This window comes from Pseudomonas sp. IT-P294 (genome assembly GCF_949767865.1).
GTDB lineage: Bacteria > Pseudomonadota > Gammaproteobacteria > Pseudomonadales > Pseudomonadaceae > Aquipseudomonas.
Genome location: NZ_CATKQW010000011.1, coordinates 104,136 through 123,737, shown reverse-complemented (window position 1 = coordinate 123,737; position 19,602 = coordinate 104,136). Strand labels below are relative to the sequence as shown.

The following is a 19,602-nucleotide window of genomic DNA, read 5'->3' as shown; positions in this document are numbered from 1 at the left end:
AAATGGGCATATCTCAAAGACAAAAACGGTAGTCGTTCTTCTCTTCCATCCCTCCCAGAATGAGTGAAAACACAAAAGCAGCACTGCTTGGGAGATGGGCATGTCAACAGAAGCAGAACATACCGTGGGACAGGATTGGCAGGAGGACGTGTTTCGCGTGCTCAAAGCCCACGACGTCAAACACGTGGTCTTCGTACCGGATGCAGGCCACTCGGCAGCGATTCGCATGTCGTATGCGGATCCGGACATCAAGGCCGTCGTCCTGACCACCGAAGAAGAAGGCATCGGCTACCTGGCAGGTGCGTGGCTGGGTGGCGAGCGCGGTGCCCTGTTGATGCAATCAAGCGGTGTCGGTAACTGCATCAACACCCTCGCCCTGCAAGTCTGCGCCGGCTTTCCGCTGTTGATGGTGGTCACCATGCGCGGCGACTGGGCCGAATTCAACGCATGGCAGAACCCGATGGGTCAGGCCACCGAAGCTGCCCTGAATCTGATGAAGGTTATGACCTGGCGTGCAGACGTTCCAGAAGACGTCGCTCCGTTGCTGCACGGTGCCGCGACCATGGCCTTCAACGGTGATTCGTCCACTGCCCTGCTGCTCGGTCAGCGCCTGATTGGAGAAAAGAAATGGGTCAAGTAAGCGCAAACCACATACTGTGCCGGCGCGAAGTGGTTAAAGCCCTTCTGGCCGACCGCAAAGACGTGCTGGTCGTGACGGGTCTCGGTTCGGCGTCCTACGACGTCATGGCTGCCGGTGACAACGATCTGAATTATTACCTGTGGGCTGCCATGGGCAGCGCAATCACTGTGGGGCTGGGCCTGGCGAATGCGCAGCCAGACAAGTCGGTGGTGGTGGTCACCGGAGACGGCGAGTTGCTCATGGGCTTCGGAGCGCTGGCCACGGTGGCACTGCAAAAGCCCGCCAACCTGACCATCGCTGTGCTGGACAACGGTCACTTTGGGGAGACCGGCATGCAAGTCAGCCACGCCGGTTTTGGTATTTCCCTCGACCAGGTGGCGAAGACTTGCGGCTTCGGCTGGACCGATGAAATCCGCGACATGGAAGGCGTACATGACCTGCGCGAGCGCTTTGCGACCCGCGATGGAGTCAAGCTCGCGACGATCAAGATCAAAGCAGAAAACCCGCCACGGGTGCTGCCACCGCGCGATGGTCACTACGTCAAGAATCGCTTTCGTGCCGCCTTGGGTTTCAACCCGATCTGATTGCTCTTTGCCCGGACCCGGTCACGCAGGGCTGATGCCATGCGTGACGCGTTGAGGAGAATAATAATGACTGACCGTAACTCTGAAGAACTCAATGCCATCCGCGAGGGCGTACGTGCTCTGTGCGCTGAATTCGATGCGGCTTACTGGCGCAAAGTCGACGAAGAAAAAGGCTTTCCGGAAACCTTCGTCAAGGCCCTGACCGATGCGGGTTGGCTGGCAGCGCTGATCCCTGCCGAATATGGCGGCTCCGGCCTTGGGCTGGCCGAGGCCTCGGTAATTCTAGAAGAAGTGAACCGCTGCGGCGGCAACTCGGGCACCGTGCACGGACAGATGTACAACATGTTCACCTTGCTGCGTCACGGCAGTGAGGCGCAGAAAAGCTATTACCTGCCGAAACTGGCCAGCGGTGAATTGCGCCTGCAATCGATGGCTGTGACTGAGCCCACCACCGGCACCGACACCACAAAGATAAAGACCACCGCCGTGCGCAAAGGTGACAAGTACGTGATCAACGGGCAGAAGGTGTGGATCTCACGCGTTCAGCATTCCGACCTGATGATCCTGCTAGCGCGTACTACTCCTTTGGCTGACGTGAAGAAAAAATCCGAAGGCATGTCGATCTTCCTCGTGGACCTGCGTGAAGCCATCGGTAACGGTCTGACCGTGCAGCCAATTGCCAACATGGTCAACCACGAGACCAACGAGTTGTTCTTCGACAACCTGGAAATCCCCGCTGACAGCCTGATCGGTGAGGAAGGCAAAGGCTTCCGGTACATCCTCGATGGCCTGAATGCCGAACGCACTCTGATTGCCGCCGAATGCATCGGTGACGGCCGCTGGTTTATCGAGAAGGCCAGTGCCTATGCCTGCGACCGCGTAGTGTTTGGGCGCCCGATCGGGCAGAACCAGGGCGTCCAGTTCCCCATCGCTGAAGCGCACATCGAGATTGAAGCCGCTGACCTGATGCGCTGGCGTGCATGCGAGGAATACGACAGCGGTATCAACGCCGGGGCCAGCGCCAATATGGCCAAATATCTTGCGGCGAAAGCCTCCTGGGAAGCCGCCAATGCGTGCTTGCAGACCCATGGTGGTTTTGGTTTTGCCTGCGAGTACGACGTCGAGCGCAAATTCCGTGAAACCCGTCTGTATCAGGTGGCGCCCATCTCCACCAACCTGATCCTGTCGTACGTCGCCGAACACCTGCTCGAACTGCCGCGCTCTTTCTAAAAGCAAGAGAGAAAAAAATCATGAGCCAGCCCAACGGCCTACGTCCGCTCGATGGCATTACCGTCGTCAGCCTTGAACATGCCATCGCAGCGCCCTTCTGCACCCGACAACTGGCCGATCTCGGCGCACGTGTCATCAAGGTCGAACGCCCCGGTACGGGTGACTTCGCCAGAGGTTACGACCAACGCGTCAACGGCCTCGCCTCTCACTTCGTCTGGACCAATCGCTCGAAAGAAAGCCTGACCCTCGACCTGAAACAAGAGTCGGCCACCGACGTGCTGGACAGTTTGCTGGCTACGGCCGATGTCCTGGTGCAGAACCTGGCGCCGGGAGCATCTGCGCGAATGGGCCTGTCTTTCGAGGTGCTGCACCAGCGGTTTCCGCGCCTGATCGTTTGTGACATTTCAGGCTATGGCGCAGGCGGCCCCTATGAAAAGAAAAAAGCTTATGACCTGTTGATCCAGAGTGAAGGCGGCTTTCTATCGGTCACCGGAGGACCGGGTGAGAATGAAATGGCCAAGGCAGGTTGCTCGATTGCTGACATCGCGGCGGGCATGTACGCCTACACCGGAATTCTTTCAGCACTGCTGTTGCGGGGACGCACTGGTGAAGGTAGCCACCTCGATGTGTCGATGCTGGAAAGCCTGGTCGAGTGGATGAATTACCCAATGTACTACGCCTACGACGGCGCACCTCCTCCACCTCGAGCAGGTGCCGCGCACGCCACCATTTACCCCTACGGCCCCTTCCCCATCGGTGACGGCTCCACCGTGATGCTGGGTTTGCAGAATGAGCGCGAATGGCAGCTGTTTTGCGACAAGGTACTGCTGACGCCTGAACTGGCGAAAGACGAACGCTTCTCTGCCAATTTCAAGCGCGTCGAGAACCGTTCGGCGCTGCGAGCACTCATCGTCGAATCGTTCTCCACTCTCAATTTCGATGCCGTGTTTGATCGGTTGGAGCATGCGCTAATTGCCAACGCTCGCGTCAACGACATGCAAGGTGTCTGGGACCATCCGCAACTTCAGGCACGTGATCGCTGGCGTGAAGTAGAAACCTCTGCCGGCACCGTCCCGAGCTTGATACCTCCTGGCAGCAACAGCGCATTCGAGCCTCGTATGGATGCCGTACCGGGCCTCGGCCAGCACACCGAACAGGTGCTCAGGGAACTAGGGCTGGGCACGGATCGTATTGAACAAATGCGCGCAGCCGGGGCGATTTAGCCTTGATCTGAAAACAAGATGCCTGCCTGCAACGCTTGGTGGCGGACTGGTTCGAAGCAATACCCGAAATGGCCGCCCTGGCCTGATGATTGACCGACAGGAGCAATGGATATGAGCAGTCCCGATTTTTCCGCCTGGATTGGCCGCCGCCAGGAAAGCCAGGACCGAATCAGCTTGAACCTGGTTAAACGAATGGCCGCGACATTGAGCGAAGAGGCGCCGCAACCCGGCGAACCACTGCCGCCGCTGTGGCATTGGGCATTCTTTCAAGAACCCGTTATGGCCAGCGAACTGGGCCCGGATGGTCATCCAGCGCTCGGCGGATTCCTGCCACCGGCCCATAACCGCAATCGCATGTGGGCCGGCAGCCGAATTGAGTTCTATCAACCGCTGAAGGTAGAGGCTGAGGTGACCTGTATTTCGACCATTCTCAATGTCGAAGAGAAGCACGGTCGCACCGGCTCGTTACTGTTCGTCACGGTACGCCACGAGTATTTCCAGGACGGCCAGCGCGCACTTCAGGACGAGCAGGACATCGTCTACCGGGAACCCACTCCACCAAAATTGAGCGGCACCGAAGCGCTCCCCGAAGGCCAGTGGCATGAACAGGTCGAGCCTTCCCCGACCCTGCTGTTCCGTTATTCCGCCGTCACCTTCAATGGCCATCGAATTCACTACGACTGGCCCTACGTCACCGAAACCGAAGGCTACCCGGGGCTGGTGGTGCATGGCCCTCTGATCGCGACACTGAACTTACGTGCTTTCACCCGAGCGCGCCCGACTGCACGATTGGAGCGTTTCACCTTTCGTGGGCTTCGCCCGCTGATTTCGCCTCAGCAATTCGAAATCGGTGGACGTTTGATCGACCGCGGCAAGGCGCAGGTCTGGGCAGGCAATCAGGACGGGGTCGCGCAGCTAGGCGAAGTCCAGTTCAGCGAAGGAGAAACACCATGAGTCCATCGATTGTTCGCTCTGCCCTGTTTGTACCGGCGACTCGTGCGGAGCGCATCTCCAAAGCCATCGCCAGCGGCGCGGACCGGGTCATTGTCGATCTGGAAGACGCCGTGCAGGAAAACCTCAAGGAACAGGCCAGGGATAATTTGGAACGCTTCCTGAGTGAAAATCCGGGCGCGCGGATTCTGGTTCGCGTGAATGCGCCGGATCATTGGGCGCACGCTGCCGATCTGGAAATTTGCCGACGTTATGCCGGCGTGACTGCCCTACTGCTGCCCAAAGCAGAAAGCGCGGCGCAAGTCGCTGCCGCAGCTCGCAGTGAAAAGCCGATCTGGCCGATCATTGAAAGCGCCAAAGGCTTGGCTGCCCTTAACGAGATTGCCAACGCTCAAGGCGTTGAACGCTTGTCGTTCGGTAGCCTCGATCTAGGTCTGGACCTGAACCTGACCACCGGCAGCCCTGCCGCCGAAGAGATACTCAGTCACGCCCGCTACGCCGTATTAATCTGCACGCGGGTGGCCGGTCTTTCACCGGCGCTGGACGGCGTCTTCCCCTCAATCCAGGACACCGCTGGTCTGCACAATGCCGTCCAGTTCGCCCGTGACATGGGCTTTGGTGGTGCGCTATGCATCCATCCAAGCCAAGTGGCGATCATCCATCAAGCGTTAAAACCCAGCCCGGAGGAACTGCACTGGGCGCAACGGATTATCGACGCGGCGAGTTCAGGAGAAGGTGTCTTCACACTTGATGGGCAAATGGTGGATGCGCCGGTCATCGGTCGTGCTCGCTCCATTCTCCGACGCGCCACCTGACGCCAGGGCGGCGTCTTTGCCTTGAGGCTGCATATTCATTCATGGCTTACAGGACGGAGGCATCATTTCCAGCCTACCCCGCTAACCGGCAAAACACCGCCGAGCAAGGCATCATCCATATGATGACCAAACGTGCGGAAATTGAATTCCTGGATGCTGTCAGCGTTTATTTCAATCACGCCACCCTCGGGTTGGCACCGGACACTAATGAACACAGCTCATAGGTCCTTGCCGATTTACCCATCTAGTTTCACCAACGTCCCTCCCTTAGTGTGTTCACAGCGCATTTGCACACGCCGCTCCAGGCGAAGTGCAGTCTGTTCCTAACTTCTGGCGTTCGGCTTCGAGCCGCTCGCCAGGCAGGGAGATCTACTATGCAAAAGCGGAAACTCGGAAACAGTTCTCTTGAAGTCTCGGCCCTGGGGCTCGGTTGCATGGGCCTCAGTCATGGCTATGGCGCCGCTACCGACACCGCGCAGGCCATCTCGCTGATCCGCGCTGCGGTCGATCAAGGGGTGACTTTTTTCGACACTGCCGAGGTCTACGGTCCCTACCTGAACGAGGAAGTGGTGGGTGAGGCACTGGCCCCCGTGCGCGATCAAGTCGTCATTGCCACCAAGTTCGGCTTCACCTTTGGCGAGGACAACAAACAGCAGATCCTCAACAGTCGCCCGGAACATATCCGTGTCGCGGTCGAGGGCTCGCTGCGCCGTTTAAAGACAGACTTCATCGATTTGCTCTACCAGCACCGAGTCGATCCAGACGTTCCCATTGAAGAGGTCGCGGGGGTGGTCAAGGCGCTGATCCAGGAAGGCAAGGTCAAGCACTTCGGTCTGTCGGAAGCGGGCGCGCAAACCATTCGCCGGGCCCACGCAGTACAGCCGGTCACGGCGCTGCAAAGCGAATACTCCCTGTGGTGGCGTGAGCCGGAGCTGGAAATACTGCCGACACTCGCGGAACTGGGAATCGGCTTCGTGCCTTTCAGCCCGTTGGGCAAGGGTTTTCTCACCGGAACCGTGTCGGCAGATGCTTCATTCGGCAGCGACGACTTCCGCAGCATTGTGCCTCGCTTCAGCAAGGAGGCCCTGCACGCCAATCAGGGTCTGGTGGTGTTGATCCGCGAGATTGCGGCACAGAAGGAGGCGACCCCGGCGCAGATCGCGCTGGCCTGGTTGCTCGCAAAGGCGCCGTGGATCGTTCCTATCCCCGGCACGACCAAACTGCATCGCCTGGAAGAAAATATCGGCAGCGTGTCCCTCTCGCTCTCGGAGGCCGAACTTCAGGCAATCGAGTCGACACTCTCGCAGATCCATATCCAGGGCGACCGCTATCCCGAATCTCTGAAGGCACGTGTCGGGCGCTGACGGCAACGGGCATGAACACCCTTCGCCCCACGGTCGTCACTGCCCTCGCCAGCTCGCCCTTCAACCACCACTGATGGGCACTCAATTTCTTTACTGGAGTAGATCAATGAAAACTCGCACGCTGGGTAATGGCCTGCAAGTGTCGGCACTGGGTCTTGGGTGCATGAGCATGACGTCGGCGTATGGGCCTGCTGCCGACAAGCAGGACATGATCAAGCTGATCCGTACCGCTCATGATCGCGGCGTCACCATGTTCGATACCGCCGAGGCTTACGGCCCCTTCAGCAATGAGGCGCTACTGGGTGAGGCCCTGCAGCCGATTCGCGACCAGGTCGTTATAGCCACCAAGTTCGGTTTCGACATCGATCTGATCACCGGCGAACGCAGCGGCGGTACCAACAGTCGCCCGGAGCATATCCGGGCGGTGGCCGAAGCTTCGTTGAAACGCCTGCGCACTGACCGCATCGATCTGTTTTACCAGCACCGCGTCGATCCAGCCGTGCCGATCGAAGACGTAGCCGGCACCATCAAGGACTTGATCGCCGAAGGCAAGGTCAAGCATTTCGGTCTCTCAGAGGCGGGTGTCGAGACGATTCGCCGGGCCCATGCGGTTCAGTCAGTGACGGCCGTACAGAGCGAATATTCACTCTTCTGGCGTGGCCCGGAGCTCGAGCTTTTGGCTGTGCTGGAGGAGCTGGGCATTGGTTTTGTGCCCTTCAGCCCGCTCGGCGCAGGTTTCCTGACCGGCAAAATTGACGAGAACACGCAGTTCGAAGCATCCGACTTTAGAAACGCCGTACCCCGTTTTTCTGTTGATGCGCGCAAGGCCAACCTTGCGTTGGTCGAGGTGGTAAAGGCTGTCGCCCAGCGTAAAAACGCGACCCCGGCACAGGTAGCACTGGCCTGGCTGATGGCACAGAAGCCGTGGATCGTGCCGATTCCCGGCACGACGAAACCGCATCGCCTGGAAGAAAACCTTGGGGCTATCGAACTGGATCTGACCCGTGAGGATCTGCGTTTGATCAACGAGCAGACGTCCCGGATCCAGGTGCAAGGGGATCGGTTGCCCGAGCCTGCGCTGAAGATGACCGGGCTCTGAATCCATCACGGTGAGAGCGGCAGCGCTTTTGAAAAAGCTTCACTGTCGACTCACCCTTTTGCAGGGACGCCCTATATGAAAACACTGATTGCACCACTGGTTGCCTTGGCGCTCCTGACCGGAGAAGCCTGCGCCCAAACCGCCAACGAAGTGCGCATCAGCCGTGCGGGCTCTCAGCCTTCAATCGAAGGCGCTGCAGATAACTTCACGGGCACAGTGCATGTCGATGGCCTTTTCAAGGCTGAGCCCCCTGCCCGCGTCGGCGGTGGCACGGTGACTTTTGAACCCGGTGCGCGCACGGCTTGGCACACCCATCCGCTGGGGCAGACGCTGATCGTCACCGCCGGCATGGGCTACGTGCAGCAGGCAGGTGGTCCACGCCAGGAGATCCGGCCGGGGGATATCGTCTGGATCCCGCCCAACGTGCGCCATTGGCATGGAGCCACGGCGACCACCGGCATGACCCACATCGCCATCGCCGAAGCCGAAGACGGGAGAACCGTCACCTGGGCAGAGAAGGTTTCAGAGAAGGACTACGCGGACCCATCGAAGTCGACCGGCAAGCTGCCCGACACACCATCCGCGTCAGGCATGCTGTCCGCCAGGCAACAAGCCATTCCGTTGATCGCCGCCGCCATGGCCGTCAGCGATAGGCCCAGGCTCAACGCCGCCTTGGGCCAAGGCCTGGACGCTGGCCTGACGGTCAGCGAAACCCGGGAAATCCTCGTGCAGCTCTACGCCTATGTGGGTTTCCCGCGCAGCCTCAACGCGCTGGATGAGCTGATGAAACTGGTGCAGGCGCGCAAACAGCGTGGCATCGACGACGCGCCGGGGCGTGAACCCGGCCGCGCGATTCCAACCGGTGCTGCCTTGCTTGCTGCAGGCACGGCCAACCAAACCCGGATCTCCGGCGGCCCGGTCAAAGGCCCGGTGTTCGAGTTCGCGCCCGTCATCAACCAGTTCCTGCAAACCCATTTGTTCGGCGACATCTTCGAACGCGACAACCTCGACTGGCAAAGCCGGGAACTGGCCACCGTCGGCGCACTGGCCGCAACCCCGGGTGTGGAGTCGCAGTTGCGCTCGCATATGCGGGCGAGCATGCGGGTCGGGTTGAGCGCCTCGCAGTTACAGCACGTCACTGAGCTGCTGGCCGAGCACATGGATGAACAAACGGCCAAGCGTGCAAGCGCAGCACTGACGCAGGCACTCGCCGCGTCTGGAGGTTGAAGATGAAGATCGGAAAAAATCTGCTGGGCATCGCCCTGCTCGGCTTGCTTGCCGCCTGCGCAACTCAGGGCTCCAGTAACGCCAATGGCCCCTTGCTGATTCAGCAACAAGGCAGCTTCACCGCTGGCGGGACGATGACCACGGCGCCTGGCCTGTTCGATCCGCGCAAACCGATGGAACCGAACGGCCAGACCTACCATGGCGACCATGCCTACGCGTTCTACCAGATTCCGGTCAATGCCCGAAAACTGCCCATCGTCATGTGGCACGGCGCGGGCCAGTTCTCCAAGACCTGGGAAACCACCGCCGATGGTCGCGAAGGTTTCCAGAACATCTTCCTGCGCCGTCAGTTCGGCGTGTATCTGATCGATCAACCGCGTCGCGGTAATGCCGGCCGCAGCATGGTCGAGGCCACGCTCAAGCCGACGCCGGACGAGCAGCTCTGGTTCAACCAATTCCGTATCGGCCTGTGGCCCAACTATTTCGAAGGTGTGCAGGTGGCTCGGGATGCGCAAACCCGCGAACAGTTCTTCCGCGCAATGACGCCCAATACCGGCCCCTTCGACATGGCCGTGGTTTCTGCGGGTGTTTCGGCGCTGTTTGACAGGATTGGCCCAGGCATTCTGTTCACTCACTCCCAGGGTGGTGGGCCAGGTTGGCTGACCGCGATCAAGAACGACAAGGTCAAGGCGATTGTGGCGTTCGAGCCAGGCAGCAGTTTTGTCTTTCCGGAAGGTGAAGTGCCCGCACCGATTCCCAGCGCGTTCGACACCGTGCAGGGAGCGGCAGTGCCACTGGCGCAGTTCATGGCGCTCACGCGGATTCCGATCCTGGTCGTTTACGGCGACAACATCCCTGAGCAGGCCGTCGACCTGCCCGCCCAAGACAGTTGGCGTGCCCGACTGAGCATGGCTCGAACGTGGCGTGACACGGTCAACAGGCATGGCGGCGACGTCACACTGATCCATCTGCCGCAGATCGGTATCAAGGGCAATACCCATTTCCCCATGTCGGACTTGAACAACGTACAGATCGCGGACCTGGTCTCCAGATTCCTCGCCGAAAAGAGCCTGGACCGATGAGGGCCTGCACCGCTGCGTTGCTTGAACACACAGGAGACTTCACATGAGAAACACAATTTTGAAAGCCACGCTCATGGCTGCAATGGCCAGCGTCTGCGGTGGCGAGGCCATCGCCGCTGACTATAAAAAGAATCCCTTTACCTTGGTCTACGACGGTGCGATCAGCAAGAATGAGCCCGGCAAGGTCAATATCCATCCGGTCAGCTACAAGCTCAATGGCCTGGATATAGCGGCCAACGTTTATACCCCGGCCAACTACGACCCCAAGAAAGCCTATCCAAGTATCGTCGTCGCGCATCCCAATGGCGGGGTGAAAGAGCAAGTGGCAGGTCTCTATGCGCAACGCCTGGCGGAACAAGGCTATATCACCATCACCGCAGATGCCGCTTACCAGGGCGCCAGCGCAGGACAACCGCGCAGTGTCGACAAACCGGCATCGCGCATCGAAGACATTCATGGCATGGCGGATTTCATTACCCAGTATGCCGGCGTCGACGGCAAGCGCCTGGGCCTGCTCGGCATCTGTGGCGGCGGCGGGTATTCCCTGGCTGCGGCTGAAACCGACAAACGCTTCAAGTCGCTGGCGACGGTGAGCATGTTCAACTCAGGGCGGGTTCGCCGCAATGGCTACGCCGACTCGCAACTGGACACCCTTGAGCAACGCTTGCAACAGGCCTCGGCGGCTCGCGCCCAGGAAGCGGCCGGCGGCGAAATCCTCTATTCAGGGGATGCCAATCTGACGGATGAGCAGATCGCGAAATTGCCATTCGATCTCTACCGCCAAGGCTACGAGTACTACTGGAAGACTCACGCCCATCCCAACTCGACCTTCAAGTACACCACGAGCAGTTTGCTCGACCTGATGCGCTTCGACGCCACCCAGCAGATCGACCTGATCCGCCAGCCGTTGCTGATGATCGCCGGCAGCAAGGCCGACAGCCTGTACATGATCGAAGATGCGTTCGCCAAGGCCACAGGCACCCAAGACAAGGAACTGTTCAAGATCGACGGGGCAACCCATATCGAAACCTATTGGGTTCCACGCTATGTCGACACGGCCATAGACAAGCTCTCCGGGTTTTACGCCAGAACGCTGTGATCCCAGACTTCACCCGGGTTTGTGCTATCACCCTCGGCCGGGAAGCCATTTCCCGGCACGCCTGTTCCCGCGCCTTTGCTACAAAAAATGCGTGCACGCCATTGGGGCATGCTTACATGCAGTAATGCCCCGCCTCTCATGAGAGTCTCTCAGCAATGTCCCGAGCCAATCTCAATGACCTCCAGGCCTTCGTGGTCATCACCCGCGAGGGCAGCTTTACACGCGCGGCCGCACAACTGGGTGTCTCGCAATCCGCCCTCAGCCACACGATGCGCGCCCTCGAAACCCGACTCGGTGTTCGGCTGCTGACTCGCACCACACGCAGCGTGTCACCGACCGAAGCGGGTCAGCGGCTGTACCTGTCCATGGCGCCGCGCTTTGAAGAAATCGAACTTGAATTGGCCGCCGTCAGCGAATTTCGCGATACCCCGGCAGGCAATGTGCGGATCTCGGCTTCGGAGCATGCCGCGAACAATATTCTGTGGCCAAAACTGTTGAAGGTGCTTCCAGACTATCCAGACATCAAGGTCGAAATCACGGTCGACTACGCCCTTTCCGACATCGTCGCGCAGCGCTATGACGCAGGCGTGCGGCTGGGCGATCAAGTGGCCAAGGACATGATCGCTGTGCCCATCGGCCCTGCGTTGCGGATGGCGGTTGTCGGCTCCCCCGAGTATTTCAAGCGGCGATCACCGCCGACAGTGCCAGGCGATCTCGCCGAACACAGTTGCATCAATCTGCGTCTGCCGACCCACGGCAGCCTCCTGCAATGGGATTTCGAGAAGGACGGTCACGAGCTGAAGGCACGCGTCGAAGGACAGTGGACGTTCAACAGCAGCCTGCCCATCCTGCGCGCGGCAGTCGCGGGCTGCGGATTGGCGTTCCTGCCAGAAGATATGGTGACGAAGGAAATTGGCGACGGGAGTCTGTTGCGGTTTCTGGAGGATTGGTGCCAGCCCTTCCCCGGCTACCATCTCTACTACCCAAACCGCCGCGAGCACTCGTCAGCGTTTGGCGTGGTCGTTGATGCGCTGCGTTACAAGCGCTGAATCTTCGCGCTTCGACGGCCCCTCTCGCTTGGGACTCTTCAAAATAATGCCGTAACAGTGGCACCTCGCGCTGATAGCCAACGCAGACACGTACGCGCCCATCAAATCCCTCCTCGCAAGCCAAATAAGTAGCTAGCTATTTGTTGATGAAAGTCTGAAGTATTCATTTGAACTTTCGGATTCTTTCGCCACCCGGCCTATGCCTAACATCGGCTCCACAGCGAACCCGCCTGGTATCGCTCAGTGGATCAGATTTACGCAGAGATCCAGACCTGAAGTCCTCTGCCCCGCTGACCATTGATCGCTTGGTGACTTGGCGCCGTTGAAGTGCTTTTGCAGTAGGCCCTGGATTTTTGAGGATCACCGATGAAGCTGGAAATTTTCCGCACGCTGTGGGGTTACACCGCCAGCAAGGCTCAGGCGCTTGAGGAGTTGCTGCAAGCGGGCTTTGATGGCATGGAAGCACGCCTGCCACTGGACGCCCGTGAGAGGGCTGAGTTTGGCGCCTTTCTCCAGGCCAATCGTCTGGGCTATATCAGCACCGTCTTCACCGCGTACGACGTGCTGCCGGACCAGTCGGCAACGCCTGCCGTGCACCTCAATGACCTCGACCAGAAACTCGCCTGGGCTGCTGAACTCGGTCCACGTTTCGTCAACGTGCTGGCGGGCAACGACCGCTGGACCTTGCCACAACAAGTGGAGTTTTTTGGCCAGGCGCTGGACCTGGCGCGCAAGCACGGACAGGTCTGCAGTTTCGAAACGCACCGCTCGCGTTCACTGTTCAACCCTTGGGTGACCCTGGAGTTGATCCGGCAACTGCCCGATCTGCTGTTCACCAGTGACATCAGCCATTGGGTCGTGACCTGCGAGCGCCTGTTGAACGACCCGGCCGATGACCTGAGCGCTTTCGTCGAGCGGGTTCACCATATTCAGGCTCGGGTCGGTTACGACCAGGGCCCGCAGGTTCCGCACCCGGCAGCGCCCGAGTACGCAAAAGAACTGGCGTTCCATCAACAGCACTGGGAAAGCATCTGGCGATCGCAGCAAGCGCGCGGTTACCAGGTCAGCACCCTGACCCCGGAATTTGGCGCCGACGGCTACCTGCACCATTTGCCCTTCACCAATGTCCCGGTCGCCGACCTGTGGTCATTGAACGTGTGGATGGGCCAGACCGAGCGCAAACACTTCGAGCGTTTCCACCACCCAAGCCATCCTTAGGGAGCCGATGCGTCATGCCTGACAATAAAAACAACAGCGCCAGCACTGACCCACAAAAAGCCAACTTCAACAGCATCCCGGTGGTCAACATCGCCGGTCTGTTCAGTGTGGAACTGGAACACCGTCTCGCCGTGGCCGAAGAATTGGGGCGCGCCGCCAGCGAAGTCGGGTTCCTCTATATCACCGACCACGGTATCGACCCGCAACTGATCGCCAACCTGCGCCAGGCAGCCAAGGACTATTTCGACCAGTCCCTGGACACCAAGATGCGGCACTACATCGGCACCTCGCAAACCCACAAGGGCTTTGTGCCCGAAGGCGAAGAGGTCTATTCCAAAGGCAAGCCAGACCACAAGGAAGCCTTCGACGTCGGCTTCGAAGTCCCGGCCAATGACCCGCTGGTGCTAGCCAACACCCCGCTGCTGGGGCCCAACGACTGGCCACAGCTGCCGGGTTTCAAGCCGGCGGTGCAGGCCTACTACGAAGCGATCTTCGCCCTCGGCCGGCGCCTGTTCAGCGGCTTTGCCCTGACCCTGGGCCTGGAAGAAAACTACTTCGACAGCCTGGTCACCCGACCGCCGTCCAAACTGCGCCTGATCCACTACCCGTTCGACGGTGCAGCCCATGACGCACCGGGACTTGGCGCCCATACTGATTACGAGTGCTTCACCATTCTCCTGGCCGACAAACCCGGCCTTGAGGTGATGAACAACCTCGGAGAATGGATCGATGCACCACCGATTGCCGATGCCTTTGTGGTCAACATCGGCGACATGCTGGAGGTGATGACGGCAGGCGCATTCGTTGCCACCGCGCACCGGGTACGCAGCGTGAAAGAAGAGCGTTATTCCTTCCCGCTGTTTTATGCCTGCGACTATCACACCCAGATCAAACCACTGCCCGGGTTCGCCCAGGAAGGCAACGATTACGAAGAGATCACGATCGGCGAACACATGTATGGCCAGGCGCTGCAGACCTATCAGTATCTGCGTCAAAGGGTGGCCAATGGGGAAGTTCAACTGCCAGGCAAGGCACGCAAGCCCGCCAGTTTCGGACATTTGAAAAATCAGGCTCAACCGTCCTGATTGAAGTTTTCAGCCACATCCCTTACCTACGCCGGAGTCAGTGAAAAATGAAAAACAACAAAAAAAATCTGTTGAGCTTGGCTGTATTGGCAGCCGGAATGCTCGGTGCCTCCGTGAGCATGGCTGCGGCAGATACGTTCAAGGTCGGCATGGAAATCACCTACCCGCCTTTCGAGTCCTATGACAAAGACAAGAACGTGGTGGGTTCGGACCCTGAGCTGGCAGCGGCATTGGCCAAGCACATGAACGCCAAGGTGGAGTTCGTCGACACCAAGTTCCCGAGCCTGATCCTGGGCTTGAATTCCGCCAAGTACGACGCGGTCATTTCCGGCATGTACATCACGCCGGAGCGCCAGACTCAGGCCCAGACCATCGCTTATGCCAATACCGGTGCCGCGGTCATGGTGCCCAAGGGCAGCGAGATCAATGCGAAAAAACCTGAAGACCTGTGCGGCTTGAAGCTGGGCCTGGAACAGGGCACGACCTGGGTCAAGGAATTCAGGAAGCTGTCCGATGACTACTGCGTGCCGAACAACAAAGGCGCGATCACCGTCAGCGAATACCCTTCGGCGCCTGAAGTGACCCAGGCCCTGTTGTCCAAGAACATTCAGGCCCAGGTTGAAATCGCCGGCGCCGCCAAAATGATCGCGGAAAAAACCAATGGGCGCGTCGTGATTACCACCGAGCACCCGATTTATCAGCAAACCCTGGGCATCTTCGTCAAGAAAGGTAACGACGAAACCTTCAAGGCCATGCAAACGGCCTTCGAGGAGACCAAAAAGAGCGGTGAATACGCCGCCATTCTTAAAAAATATGGCTTGGAAGAACCGACTGCCAACTAAGAATTTGTCCTTATAGATTGGTCATCTGCCTCCCCGCTTCGGGGCGGCAGATCGAGGTGTCCCATGCAATTCGATTGGTCGTATTTTCTCTCGCTGTTCTCCCTTCCGGACTTCTGGCATGCCTGCATAACAGTCATCCAACTCAGTGCCCTGGCCTGGTTCATCGGCATGCTGCTGGGTTTCGTCCTGGCCACGGCCAAGCTGTCCCAATCGCCCTTGCTGCGCATTCCCGCAGCGGTCTACATCTGGTTCTTTCGCAGCATCCCGTTGCTGGTGCTGGTGGTGTTCGTCTACAACCTGCCGCAATTGTTTCCCGGTAGCGGACCGATTCTGTCCAATCCCTTCTACTCCGGTTTGCTGGCCCTGGTAGTCACCGAAGCGGCGTACATGGCGGAAATCCATCGTGGTGGTCTGATTTCCGTGGCCAAGGGCCAGAAAGAAGCCGGGCGCGCATTGGGCGTCGGCCTGCTCGGCATGCAACGCTTGATCGTGATCCCCCAGGCATTCCGTATTTCGCTGCCCACCTTGATCAATGAATACATCACGGTGGTCAAGCTGACATCGTTGGTCTCGGTCATCTCCCTGACCGAAATTCTCACCGTCGGGCAACGTCTCTACGCCACTAACTTCCTGGTCATGGAAACCCTGGCGGCGGTCGGCGTGTACTACGTGTTGATCGTCACCGTCTTCGGCTTCTTCCTGCAGCGTCTGGAGCGCTACCTGGACCTGAATTTCCGTAAGCCGCATACACTCGACGCGGCCGCCATCGCCAAGCTCAAGGCCTGTGCCGAAGCATTGCCCGACAGCGCGCGCAAAGCCGCCGGCACCAATGCGACGCCCATCCTGCAACTCAAGAACATCCAGAAGAGCTATGGCACGCACAAAGTGCTGCTGGGCATCGACCTGAATGTCCAATACGGCGAAGTGGTCTCGATCATCGGGCCATCCGGCTCTGGCAAGACGTCGCTGATCCGCACGGTCAACGGCCTGGAAAGCATCGATACCGGTGACATTCTGTTGTTCGGCGAAAAATTCATCGAAGCCTCGGACAAACCCAACAGCTCGCGCCTGCGCAAAGGCGTGCGCCACATCGGCATGGTGTTCCAGAACTTCAACCTGTTCCCGCACCGCACCATTCTCGACAACGTCACGCTGGCCCCGCGTTACCACGGTCAGCCGGGCGAACTCAGCGAACATCGTGCTTATGCGCTACTGGACAAGGTCGGCCTGCTGGCCCATGCCCACAAGTACCCGCACCAGCTCTCCGGCGGACAGCAACAGCGCGTGGCGATCGCTCGGGCCTTGGCCATGGAGCCGCAGATCATGCTGTTCGACGAGCCGACCTCCGCCCTCGACCCGGAACTGGTCAACGACGTGCTCAACGTGATCCGCGACTTGGCCAAAGAAGGCATGACCATGGTGATCGTGACCCACGAAATGGACTTTGCGATGTCGATTTCCGATCGGGTGATTTTCATGGAAAACGGCAATATTCAACTCGATGCCGCGCCTGAAACCATACGCTGCGATGCCGAAGGAGAACGCGTGCGACGCTTTATGGGCATCGGTGTTCGAGCGCCAAACACGCCGGTCGCAGCGCATCATGCATGATCAGGCAACCCCTTTTTTGAGCTTCGTTCTTTCAGGAAAACACGCATGAACCTTGGAATCGCAGGACGTTGGGCGCTGGTGTGCGCCGCCAGCAAAGGTCTGGGTAAAGCTTGCGCACAGGCACTCGTCCACGAAGGCGTGAACGTGGTAATCACGGCACGAGGCGAGCAGACGCTGAATGAAACAGCCCGTCAGCTCAGAGCGATCAATCCTGAGGTGACCGTCATCGCCGTCGCCGGAGACATTTCGACGCCTGAAGGCCGGGCCGCAGCGCTCAACGCCCATGAGCATTTCGATATCTTGATCAACAACGCTGGCGGCCCTCCTCCCGGGGATTTTCGCGAATGGAACCGCGACGCCTGGCTCAAGGCGCTGGATGCCAACATGCTCACGCCCATCGAGTTGATCAAGGCAACCGTGGACGGTATGGCGGCTCGCGGATTTGGCCGGATCATCAACATCACCTCGAGTGCCGTGAAGTCCCCCATCGAAAGCCTTGGCCTGTCCAATGGTGCTCGCAGTGGTCTGACGGGATTCATCGCAGGGCTGGCCCGGCAAGAAAACATTGCCAGTCGCAACGTGACGATCAACAACCTGCAACCCGGCTCCTTCGACACTGATCGACTGCGTGACAACCTGGTCGCCGCGGCCCAGGAGATGGGACAAGACAGTGAGGCATTCCTAGACGAATGCCGCAGCGAAATCCCCGCCAAACGCTTCGGCACACCCGAGGAATTCGGAGCGCTGTGCGCCTTCGTTTGCAGCCGTCATGCAAGCTACCTGACCGGGCAGAACTTGCTGATCGATGGTGGAGCGATCCGCTCCAGCCAATAGTGACAGCAGGCGGGGCGGCGATTGAGCTGCCCTGCCATACTGTTGAGCATGACCCGTGCAACCTTCCGCTTCTACGAGGAGCTCAACGATTTCCTGCCGGCCGAACGGCGGCGGCAGTCATTCACCTGCGAGTGCGCGCGAGGGGCGACGGTCAAGCACATGATCGAGGCGCTCGGGATACCGCACACGGAGGTCGAACTGGTGTTGCTCAACGGCGAGTCAGCGGGCTTCGAACGGTTGATCTTCGACGGTGACCGGCTGGCGGTGTATCCCAAATTCGAAGCGCTGGATATCAGCCCGTTGCTAAAGGTTCGCGCGCAACCGCTACGGGTGCTGCGCTTCATCGCCGATGCGCACCTGGGCGGACTTGCCAGCCTGCTGCGCATGAGCGGCTTCGACACCCTCTATGACAACGGCTTCGAGGATGGCCAGATCGCCGAGATCGCGGCGCACCAAGGACGCATCGTGCTGACCCGCGACCGCGATTTGCTCAAGCGGCGCATCATCAGCCACGGCTGCTACGTGCATGCCCTGAAACCGTCCCTGCAACTGCGCGAAATCTACGAGCGCCTCGACCTGGCGCGAAGCGCGCGGCCCTTCAGCCTATGCCTGCATTGCAATCTGCCGCTGCACGAGATCAGCCCGGAACTGGCCCGGGCGCGAGTCCCGCCCCGCGTTAGCGCCCTCTATTCGCACTTCGTGCGCTGCGACGCTTGCCAGCGAATTTACTGGGAGGGTTCCCACTGGCGCGGCATGTGTGCACTGCTGGCACCGCTACTGGATCGATAGGCAGACATCGGCCGGCTGCGTTGCTCAAGCCACTTTGCACGTTAACCACGCCCCCCAGAAAAGGCTGCTAAAAAAACGGGTTGCGTCGCCAAATCCTGCGTCATGCAACAGCTTTTGAACCGCCGCTTCGGAATGCGGAGGATCGGCGCCTTGAAGAATTTTCCCAAGCTTGGCCTTTACCTCGTCCGGGCTGGCGCCATGCTGCCGCCAACGCTGCCCCCAGGCGGCCAGCAGCAACGGCTGACTCGCATAAGCGTATTGGTTGCCCGCGACAATCAGTGGCGCATCCGGTTTTAGATGAGCCCGAATGGACCGTAGTATGTGTCGCTTGGCGTCGTCCCCTTCAAGATGATGCAGCACGCCGATCAGGGTGGCTGCGTCGTATGATTCGTCTGCTGCCAGGTCTTCAACATGCCCAAGATGCAGGGTTGTTCTTTCAAGCAAGTTGTTGGCTTCCAACTGCTGCTTCGCGGCCTCCAGCATCGGCTCGGACGGATCAACGGCGGTGAAGCGCCAACCGGGTTCAAGCCTGGCCATGGCAATAATTTCCTGTGCCGTACCACCAGCGCCCACCACCAGTATTTTTGCCGAGTCTGCAGGGCCAAGGCTTGCCGCCAGCATACAGGCCGCCAAGTCCTGGCAAGCGTCGTATCCGGCGAGTGCAATACGGCTCTGCCGGCCGTACTCATTGGCCCGGGAGGTATCAAATTTTTCGGCGGCGTTGAGTGAGGATATTTTCAAGGCGGTTCTCCATGTCCTGAAATCAAGCTACGCCACACGTTCAAATAATAAAAATTCATTAATTTTATGTGCTGCATTCCTGTCAGGAATGGACGGCTAAAACCTTTAGCGCTCTGGCG

At 59.3% G+C, this 19,602-nt stretch carries 19 protein-coding genes and 1 pseudogene; 19 read left to right on the top strand and 1 reads right to left on the bottom strand.

Annotated features, from left to right (window positions below; all coding sequences use genetic code 11):
- Positions 1–100 precede the first annotated feature (100 nt).
- The 19 genes and pseudogenes from ACM6I0_RS08065 (at position 101) to ACM6I0_RS07975 (ending at position 18,742) form a co-directional block, all read left to right on the top strand.
- A complete protein-coding gene (locus ACM6I0_RS08065; RefSeq protein ID WP_163909878.1) occupies positions 101–640 on the top strand; it encodes a thiamine pyrophosphate-binding protein in 540 nt (179 codons plus the stop codon).
- Positions 628–1,224, top strand: a complete 597-nt coding sequence (locus tag ACM6I0_RS08060; RefSeq protein ID WP_285434249.1) for a thiamine pyrophosphate-dependent enzyme — start codon at positions 628–630, stop codon at positions 1,222–1,224. The genes ACM6I0_RS08065 and ACM6I0_RS08060 overlap by 13 nt, the downstream gene beginning before the upstream one ends.
- A gap of 66 nt (positions 1,225–1,290) precedes the next feature.
- Positions 1,291–2,454, top strand: a complete 1,164-nt coding sequence (locus ACM6I0_RS08055) for an acyl-CoA dehydrogenase family protein (protein WP_285434248.1) — start codon at positions 1,291–1,293, stop codon at positions 2,452–2,454.
- Between the two features lie 20 nt (positions 2,455–2,474).
- Positions 2,475–3,677 carry a CaiB/BaiF CoA transferase family protein gene (locus ACM6I0_RS08050; protein ID WP_414921954.1) on the top strand — a complete coding sequence of 401 codons (1,203 nt, stop codon included), beginning with the start codon at positions 2,475–2,477 and terminating at the stop codon, positions 3,675–3,677.
- Positions 3,678–3,788: 111 nt separating this feature from the next.
- Positions 3,789–4,631 carry an FAS1-like dehydratase domain-containing protein gene (locus tag ACM6I0_RS08045; RefSeq protein WP_285434245.1) on the top strand — a complete coding sequence of 281 codons (843 nt, stop codon included), beginning with the start codon at positions 3,789–3,791 and terminating at the stop codon, positions 4,629–4,631.
- On the top strand, positions 4,628–5,443 hold the full coding sequence (locus tag ACM6I0_RS08040) for an HpcH/HpaI aldolase/citrate lyase family protein (RefSeq protein ID WP_414921953.1): 816 nt from the start codon (positions 4,628–4,630) through the stop codon (positions 5,441–5,443). Before ACM6I0_RS08045 ends, ACM6I0_RS08040 begins: the two co-directional genes overlap by 4 nt.
- 81 nt (positions 5,444–5,524) lie before the next feature.
- Positions 5,525–5,643 (top strand): annotated as a pseudogene (locus ACM6I0_RS08035) (glutathione S-transferase); the annotation flags it as partial.
- 174 nt (positions 5,644–5,817) lie between these two features.
- Entirely contained in the window at positions 5,818–6,807 is a 990-nt protein-coding gene (locus tag ACM6I0_RS08030) for an aldo/keto reductase (protein ID WP_414921952.1), read from the top strand.
- A gap of 106 nt (positions 6,808–6,913) precedes the next feature.
- The gene (locus ACM6I0_RS08025; RefSeq protein WP_414921951.1) at positions 6,914–7,906 is read left to right on the top strand and encodes an aldo/keto reductase; all 993 of its coding nucleotides are present in this window, start codon (positions 6,914–6,916) and stop codon (positions 7,904–7,906) included.
- Positions 7,907–7,981: 75 nt separating this feature from the next.
- The gene (locus tag ACM6I0_RS08020) at positions 7,982–9,133 is read left to right on the top strand and encodes a cupin domain-containing carboxymuconolactone decarboxylase family protein (protein WP_414921950.1); all 1,152 of its coding nucleotides are present in this window, start codon (positions 7,982–7,984) and stop codon (positions 9,131–9,133) included.
- Between the two features lie 2 nt (positions 9,134–9,135).
- On the top strand, positions 9,136–10,215 hold the full coding sequence (locus ACM6I0_RS08015; RefSeq protein WP_414921949.1) for an alpha/beta hydrolase: 1,080 nt from the start codon (positions 9,136–9,138) through the stop codon (positions 10,213–10,215).
- Positions 10,216–10,258: 43 nt separating this feature from the next.
- Positions 10,259–11,314, top strand: coding sequence for an alpha/beta hydrolase (locus tag ACM6I0_RS08010; protein ID WP_414921948.1), 1,056 nt, complete (start codon positions 10,259–10,261; stop codon positions 11,312–11,314).
- 155 nt (positions 11,315–11,469) lie between these two features.
- Positions 11,470–12,363, top strand: a complete 894-nt coding sequence (locus ACM6I0_RS08005; protein WP_285434235.1) for a LysR family transcriptional regulator — start codon at positions 11,470–11,472, stop codon at positions 12,361–12,363.
- A gap of 366 nt (positions 12,364–12,729) precedes the next feature.
- Entirely contained in the window at positions 12,730–13,581 is an 852-nt protein-coding gene (locus ACM6I0_RS08000; RefSeq protein WP_285434223.1) for a sugar phosphate isomerase/epimerase family protein, read from the top strand.
- Positions 13,582–13,595: 14 nt separating this feature from the next.
- On the top strand, positions 13,596–14,666 hold the full coding sequence (locus tag ACM6I0_RS07995; protein WP_414921947.1) for an isopenicillin N synthase family dioxygenase: 1,071 nt from the start codon (positions 13,596–13,598) through the stop codon (positions 14,664–14,666).
- Between the two features lie 47 nt (positions 14,667–14,713).
- The gene (locus ACM6I0_RS07990; protein WP_285434221.1) at positions 14,714–15,508 is read left to right on the top strand and encodes an ABC transporter substrate-binding protein; all 795 of its coding nucleotides are present in this window, start codon (positions 14,714–14,716) and stop codon (positions 15,506–15,508) included.
- 63 nt (positions 15,509–15,571) lie between these two features.
- The gene (locus tag ACM6I0_RS07985) at positions 15,572–17,119 is read left to right on the top strand and encodes an amino acid ABC transporter permease/ATP-binding protein (protein WP_414921946.1); all 1,548 of its coding nucleotides are present in this window, start codon (positions 15,572–15,574) and stop codon (positions 17,117–17,119) included.
- A gap of 45 nt (positions 17,120–17,164) precedes the next feature.
- Positions 17,165–17,953, top strand: a complete 789-nt coding sequence (locus ACM6I0_RS07980; protein WP_208667945.1) for an SDR family oxidoreductase — start codon at positions 17,165–17,167, stop codon at positions 17,951–17,953.
- Between the two features lie 48 nt (positions 17,954–18,001).
- A complete protein-coding gene (locus ACM6I0_RS07975; protein WP_414921945.1) occupies positions 18,002–18,742 on the top strand; it encodes a Mut7-C RNAse domain-containing protein in 741 nt (246 codons plus the stop codon).
- 24 nt (positions 18,743–18,766) lie between these two features.
- On the opposite strand, the gene ACM6I0_RS07970 is transcribed toward ACM6I0_RS07975, so the two are convergent.
- Positions 18,767–19,483 (bottom strand): class I SAM-dependent methyltransferase, encoded by a 717-nt coding sequence (locus ACM6I0_RS07970; protein WP_414921944.1) that lies wholly within the window; start codon positions 19,481–19,483, stop codon positions 18,767–18,769.
- Between the last annotated feature and the right edge of the window lie 119 nt (positions 19,484–19,602).